The sequence below is a fragment of the Veillonella sp. genome (assembly GCF_019414865.1).
Classification (GTDB): Bacteria; Bacillota; Negativicutes; order Veillonellales; family Veillonellaceae; genus Veillonella.
Window position 1 is genome coordinate 1 of sequence record NZ_DXLG01000131.1, and the last position, 4,125, is coordinate 4,125.

Here is a 4,125-nt window from a genome sequence, read left to right on the forward strand (position 1 = left end):
TGATTTACCTAATCGCTTGCCCTCTTCCGTGAGGCCTACTACAGAAATTCGTTTATCCATGAAATCAATATGCTTTGTTACATACCCTAATTCAATGAGTATATCGGTCTGCTCCGATACTGTAGCGGGACGCATATTAAGAGCATCTACTAATTGTTTTTGAGATGCTCCTTGAGATCGCATATATAATTCTATAATTATTTTATCACGAGACTTTTCTTTACCGTTTGGCACCTTACATAAGGCTTTATATAATTCATCATGATTCATGACAGTTATCTCCTCATACAACTTTGTATATTATAAGATATTCGCCATAGTCTCAAAAATTCCTGCATAAAATATGTATATTCTTCGTAAAAGCAAAAAGAGGTACCAAATGGTACCTCTTCTTTCATATATTTCTGTAAAAGTTTAATGTATCTATACAAAATATATTATTTTAATGCACTAATATCGCCGATAATAGCCATTACGCTGTACGCTAAGCGAACGAGTTGTAGACGGTTAGCTTTAATAGCTTCATCTTTATCCATAACCATTACATCTTCAAAGAATTTGTTGATGGCTGGAACCAAAGTAGCTGGAACTGCTACAACTGCAGCGTAATCATTAGCTTCCCACGCAGCAAGACTTGCTTCAGATGCTTTAGAAGCAGCTTCGAACAATGCTTTTTCAGCATCTTCTTTCAACAAGTCGCTATTAACACCTGTATATTCCATATCTTTTACAAGATTGTACATACGAGTATAAGCTTGAACAAGCTCAACATTTTCATCGATACGGTTTGCTAACAATGCATTTACAAGCCCTTCAGCATCAGCAACGGACAATTCGTTGTTGGACAACAACAAGTCGATTACATGATGAGGAACTTCGCGATCAAGGAAGATATTTTTCAAACGAAGTGTGAAGAACTCTTCTACTTGCCCAAGCAATTCGTCTTGTTTTTCAGCTGGTACATTAAGTAATTCCATAGATGCTTTGAAGATTGGACGCAAGCTGATGTTCCATTCGCTACCAAGCAAGATGTTCAAGATACCAATAGTTTGACGACGCAATGCATATGGATCTTGAGAGCCTGTAGGAATTAAACCACGACTGAAAGTAGCTACGATGTTATCCACTTTATCAATAATGGACAATACTTTACCAGCTTCAGTTTGAGGCAATACATCGCCTGCAAAACGTGGTAAATATTGTTCGAAAATAGCTTCTGCCACTTCAGGAGATTCACCATCAAGTAAAGCGTACTCTTTACCCATTACACCTTGTAATTCAGTGAACTCTGTAACCATACCTGTTGTAAGGTCAGTTTTAGCAAGCTCTGTAGCGCGTTCTAACACAACAGCTGCATCTTCGTGTAAGCCACATTCTTCACCGAATACACGACCCAATTTAAGCAAACGTTCAGTTTTATCTGCTAAGTTACCAAGACCTTCTTGGAATACGATTTTAGTTAAACCATCTTGACGGTCGATAAGAGGTTTCTTGCGGTCTTCGTTGAAGAAGAATTTAGCATCATCAAGACGTGCGCGCAATACACGTTCATTACCAGCTTGAACTACTTCGATAGAATGATCAGAGCCGTTACGAACTGTTAAGAACATTGGCAATAATTTGCCGTCTTGGTCAACTAATGGGAAGTAACGTTGATGGTCTTTCATAGGTGTAATGATAGCTGCATCTGGAAGTGCCAAGTAGGACTCTTCAAAACCGCCGCACAAAGCTGTAGGCCATTCAACAAGATAGTTAATTTCTTCTAACAAATCATCATCCCAAACGATGGATGCATTTTTAGAAGCTGCAATATCATGTAATTGTTTGGAGATCAATTCACGACGTGCGTCTTGATCAACCATAACAAAGTTTTCTTTTAATGTATCTACATAAGATGCTGCATTTTTGATTGTGATTTCGTCTGCACCTAAGAAGCGGTGACCACGTGTAACATTACCAGATTTAACAGTAGCAAATTCTACAGGGATTACCTCTTCATCAAGTAAAGCTACAAGCCAACGTACAGGACGTACGAACTTAGCATCTAAATTGCCCCAATGCATGGATTTAGGGAAGTTAAGACCTGTAATCAATTGAGGTAACATATCAGTTACAATATCTTTCGCTGGTACACCTGCAGTTTTAGTTTCAGCATAAATATAACCGTCTTCTACAACGAGATCAGCTACATCAAGACCTTTACCACGAGCAAAACCGATGGCTGCTTTTGTTGCATTACCGTCAGCATCATAGGCGATAGATGCAGAAGGACCTTTATGACGTTCGCTGATTTCAGCAGATGTGTCAGCAAGACCTTTTACGATAAGAGCCAAACGACGTGGTGTGCCGTATGTTGCGATGCTTTCAAAAGGAAGATGGGCATCATTTAATTTTGTTTCAGCCAATTGTTTTAATTGACCTAAGATATTTGGCATAAAGCCGGCAGGAATTTCTTCTGCACCGATTTCAAATAATAAATCCTTTGCCATCTTATTTATCTCCTTTCAAAAGTGGGAAACCTAATTCTTCGCGTTTAGCGAGGTATTGTTGTGCACAAATACGAGCTAATGCACGTACGCGGCCGATGAAAGCAGTACGTTCGCTGATGGAAATAGCACCACGTGAATCAAGCAAGTTGAATGTGTGGGAACATTTCAATACATAGTCGTAAGCTGGTAATACATAACCGGCTGCACAAACGCGTTTTGCTTCTGCTTCGTACATATCAAACAATTTGAAAAGCATATCTGTATCTGCTAATTCAAAGTTATATACGGATTGTTCAACTTCGTTGGCATGCCAAACATCGCCGTATGTAACGCTTTCATTCCATTTAAGATCATAAACGTTTTCTAAGCCTTGAATGTACATAGCCAAACGTTCTAAACCGTATGTAATTTCTACGGAAACTGGTTTACAGTCAATGGAACCAACTTGTTGGAAATATGTGAACTGAGTTACTTCCATGCCATCGAGCCATACTTCCCAACCAAGGCCCCAAGCGCCTAATGTTGGAGATTCCCAGTTATCCTCTACAAAACGGATATCGTGATCTTCAGCATGAATACCAAGAGTTGCCAAGGATTGTAAGTACAATTCTTGAATATTATCTGGAGATGGTTTCACGATAACTTGGAATTGATGATGTTGGAACAAACGGTTAGGGTTATCACCATAACGACCGTCTGCTGGACGACGAGAAGGCTCTACATAACATACAGCCCATGGTTCAGGACCGATAGCATGCAAGAATGTAGCAGGGTTCATTGTGCCTGCGCCCTTTTCGATGTCATATGGATTTTGAACGATACAACCTTGATTGCTCCAGAATTTTTGTAGATTTAAAATAATCTCTTGAAATGTCATTGCTGCCTCCACTTTACACAACCGACATAAAATCAACCATTTCGTTACAAACAAAAAGTCCCTGTAACGAAAAACGTTACAGGGACGAGTATACCCGCGGTTCCACCCTATTTGGCTTGCGCCCTCTTTTTTCTATGTTGGCCTTTACTAACAGATATCTGCGTTCCTGCCAATGCTCTACAGCGCCTTCAACCAAATGTGAGCTTACACCATCCTCACTCGCTAGAGAGGTTTACTACTCTGCTTCATCGCATATATTATACACAATATTGTAGCAATACAGAGGGAAAAATGTCAACACAGATATAAATTAATGGGTACCAGTAATGCGGTTACTTTACATATAAGGATTTAAGGATTAAAAGAATCACACTACTAGAACCTATTAAACGTTGCCAATTACTCATATCTGCATAGAATATAATCCATAGCAAGAATAGAATATAAATAATTAACCACATATAGTCATATAGTGAATAAGATTCAAATGAAAGTCTAAAAGCAGAACTATTAAGTTCATCTTCTTTCACAATTTTATCTATCCATCCTACTAAGAACCATAAACAGAAATAAAATGTAGAGTGTCCTTTATTGATATATTTTCGATATAGTAAAACAAAAAGTTTTCTATGACTAATGAGAGGCCACAAAAGCATTACAATAAAGATAGTACATACTAGTGTTGCCTCTGGAATCGCAACAATCCCCTCAATAGGTATAGCATCTATTGCATTTAATGTCCATGCAACTATCATAAAT

At 38.4% G+C, this 4,125-nt stretch carries 4 protein-coding genes; all 4 read right to left on the reverse strand.

Features of this window, described 5'->3' with window-relative positions:
• Nucleotides 1-270 (reverse strand): MarR family winged helix-turn-helix transcriptional regulator (locus QZ334_RS07205; protein WP_295233190.1); only part of this gene is annotated, 270 nt, incomplete at its 3' end.
• A 167-nt stretch (nt 271-437) separates the two neighbouring features.
• Nucleotides 438-2,489 (reverse strand): glycine--tRNA ligase subunit beta, encoded by a 2,052-nt coding sequence (gene glyS, locus QZ334_RS07210; RefSeq protein ID WP_295233192.1) that lies wholly within the window; start codon nt 2,487-2,489, stop codon nt 438-440.
• Nucleotide 2,490: 1 nt separating this feature from the next.
• Complete coding sequence (gene glyQ / locus QZ334_RS07215; RefSeq protein WP_295233194.1) at nt 2,491-3,366, reverse strand: glycine--tRNA ligase subunit alpha; 876 nt, start codon at nt 3,364-3,366, stop codon at nt 2,491-2,493.
• Between the two features lie 332 nt (nt 3,367-3,698).
• Nucleotides 3,699-4,125, reverse strand: a 427-nt coding sequence (locus QZ334_RS07220; RefSeq protein WP_295233196.1) for a hypothetical protein, incomplete at its 5' end; no start/stop codon positions are given.